At 66.6% G+C, this 2,953-nt stretch carries 2 protein-coding genes; both read right to left on the bottom strand.

The genetic code is table 11. The features are described from left to right. Positions 1 to 1,032 (bottom strand): elongation factor Tu (tuf, locus tag MCBG_RS30905; protein ID WP_369799373.1); only part of this gene is annotated, 1,032 nt, incomplete at its 3' end. A 47-nt stretch (positions 1,033 to 1,079) separates the two neighbouring features. Continuing rightward, on the bottom strand, positions 1,080 to 2,953 hold a 1,874-nt coding region (gene fusA, locus MCBG_RS30900), incomplete at its 5' end, for an elongation factor G (protein ID WP_043331307.1).

The raw sequence follows: 2,953 nt of genomic DNA, 5'->3' as shown, positions 1-2,953 counted from the left end.
GGAGGTGTGCGGCGTGACCGAGCCCGGCTTGATGATGACCTGGCCGCGCTCGACGTCCTCGCGCTTGATGCCACGGAGGAGCAGACCGACGTTCTCGCCCGCCTGGCCCTCGTCGAGCAGCTTGCGGAACATCTCGATGCCGGTGACCGTGGTGGTCGCCTTCTCCTGCTTGATGCCGATGATGTCGACGGTCTCGTTGACCTTCAGGACACCACGCTCGATACGGCCGGTGACGACCGTACCGCGACCGGTGATCGTGAAGACGTCCTCGATCGGCATGAGGAACGGCTTGTCGACGTCACGCTCGGGCTCGGGGATGGACTCGTCCACGGCCTTCATGAGGTCGAGAACGGACTTGCCCCACTCGGCGTCGCCCTCAAGCGCCTTGAGCGCCGAGACCTTGACGACCGGGAGGTCGTCGCCCGGGAACTCGTACTCGGAGAGCAGCTCGCGGACCTCGAGCTCGACGAGCTCCAGGATCTCCTCGTCGTCCACCATGTCGGCCTTGTTGAGGGCGACAACGATGTAGGGGACGCCGACCTGGCGGGCCAGGAGGACGTGCTCCTTCGTCTGCGGCATCGGACCGTCGGTCGCGGCGACCACGAGGATCGCGCCGTCCATCTGGGCGGCACCGGTGATCATGTTCTTGATGTAGTCCGCGTGACCAGGGCAGTCGACGTGCGCGTAGTGGCGCGTCTCGGTCTGGTACTCGACGTGCGCGATGGAGATGGTGATACCGCGCTGGCGCTCCTCAGGAGCCTTGTCGATCTGGTCGAAGGCCGAGGCCTCGTTCAGGTCCGGGTACGCGTCGTGCAGCACCTTGGTAATGGCGGCCGTGAGGGTCGTCTTACCGTGGTCGATGTGACCGATGGTGCCGATGTTGACGTGCGGCTTAGTCCGCTCGAACTTCGCCTTCGCCACTGGGTTCCTCCTGTGGAGTGGTTCTGTACGCCTTGCTTCATCGGCGCCAGGGATGATCTTTGCTGGGGTGCCGGGTCCCCCGGGGGCGTCCCCACTGGTGAGCGGGGGCACCCCGTGCGGGGGTCCGGTGTCAAGCCTACGGCGTGAACTCGGGTGAGTTACTCGCCCTTGGCCTTCGCGATGATCTCCTCGGCGACGTTCCGCGGAACCTCGGCGTAGGAGTCGAACTGCATCGAGTAGCTTGCGCGACCCGAGGTCTTGCTGCGGAGGTCGCCGACGTAGCCGAACATCTCCGACAGCGGCACCAGGCCCGTGACGAGCTTGGCGGCCGAGCGGTCCTCCATGGACTGGATCTGACCGCGCCGGGAGTTGATGTCGCCGATGACGTCGCCCATGTAGTCCTCGGGCGTCGTCACCTCGACCTTCATCATCGGCTCCAGCAGGGCCGGGCTGGCCTTGCGGGCGGCCTCCTTGAAGGCCATCGAACCGGCGATCTTGAACGCCATCTCCGAGGAGTCGACGTCGTGGTAGGCACCGTCGAGCAGGATGACCCGGACACCCGTGAGCGGGTAGCCGGCGAGCACGCCGAACTCCATGGCCTCCTGCGCGCCCGCGTCCACCGAGGGGATGTACTCCCTGGGGATACGGCCACCGGTGACCTTGTTGACGAACTCGTAGCCGTCGCCCTCCAGCGGCTCCAGCGCGATCTGCACCTTCGCGAACTGGCCGGAACCACCGGTCTGCTTCTTGTGCGTGTAGTCGAGGCGCTCGACGGGCTTGCGCAGGGTCTCGCGGTACGCGACCTGCGGCTTGCCGACGTTGGCCTCCACGCGGAACTCGCGCCGCATGCGGTCGACGAGCACGTCCAGGTGGAGCTCGCCCATACCGGCGATGATCGTCTGGCCGGTCTCCTCGTCGGTCTTGACGCGGAAGGACGGGTCCTCCTCGGCCAGGCGCTGGATCGCGATGCCCAGCTTCTCCTGGTCGCCCTTGGACTTCGGCTCGATGGCGACCTCGATGACCGGGGCCGGGAAGTCCATCGACTCCAGGATCACCGGGTTCGCCGGGTCGCAGAGGGTCTCACCGGTGGTGGTCTGCTTGAGACCCATGACGGCGACGATGTCACCGGCACCCACCGACTCGATCTCCTCACGCTTGTTGGCGTGCATCCGGTAGATCTTGCCGATGCGCTCCTTCTTCCCCTTCACCGAGTTCTGAACCGAAGAACCCGACTCCAGACGACCGGAGTACACGCGGACGAAGGTCAGCTTCCCGAGGTGCGGGTCGCTGGCGATCTTGAACGCGAGCGCGGCGAGCGGCTCGTCCTCGGAGGGACGACGCTTCACGACCTCCTCGGGGTTGTTGACCGCCTGGCCCTCGATCGCCTCGATGTCGAGCGGCGAGGGGAGGTAGCGGACAACAGCGTCGAGCAGGGGCTGCACGCCCTTGTTCTTGAACGCGGTGCCACAGAAGACGGGGGTGACGGTGGTGCCGTCGCCCTTGCCCGAGGCGATGGTGATACGGCGGATCGCCGCGTACAGCTGCTCCTCGGTGGGCTCGGTGCCCTCCAGGTACAGCTCCATCATCTCTTCGTCGTTCTCGGCGACGCCCTCGACGAGCTTCGCGCGCCACTCGGCGGCGGTCTCGGTGTGGCTCGCCGGGATGTCGACGACGTCGTACGCCTCGCCGAGCTTGGTGTCGGCGGACCAGACGAGCGCCTTCATGCGGACGAGGTCGACGACACCCTGGAAGTCGGCCTCGGCCCCGATGGGCAGCTGCATGACGAGCGGGGTCGCACCGAGGCGGTCGATGATCATGTCGACACAACGGTGGAACTCGGCGCCGGTGCGGTCGAGCTTGTTGACGAAGCAGATACGCGGCACGCCGTAGCGGTCCGCCTGACGCCACACGGTCTCGGACTGCGGCTCGACGCCGGCGACACCGTCGAACACCGTGACGGCACCGTCGAGGACGCGCAGCGAGCGCTCCACCTCGACGGTGAAGTCGACGTGGCCCGGGGTGTCGATGATGT

This window comes from Micromonospora sp. M42 (genome assembly GCF_000568915.1).
Taxonomy (GTDB): Bacteria; Actinomycetota; Actinomycetes; order Mycobacteriales; family Micromonosporaceae; genus Micromonospora; species Micromonospora chalcea.
Note: the sequence above shows the minus strand (reverse complement) of the source record. Positions and strands in the feature narration are given on the sequence as shown.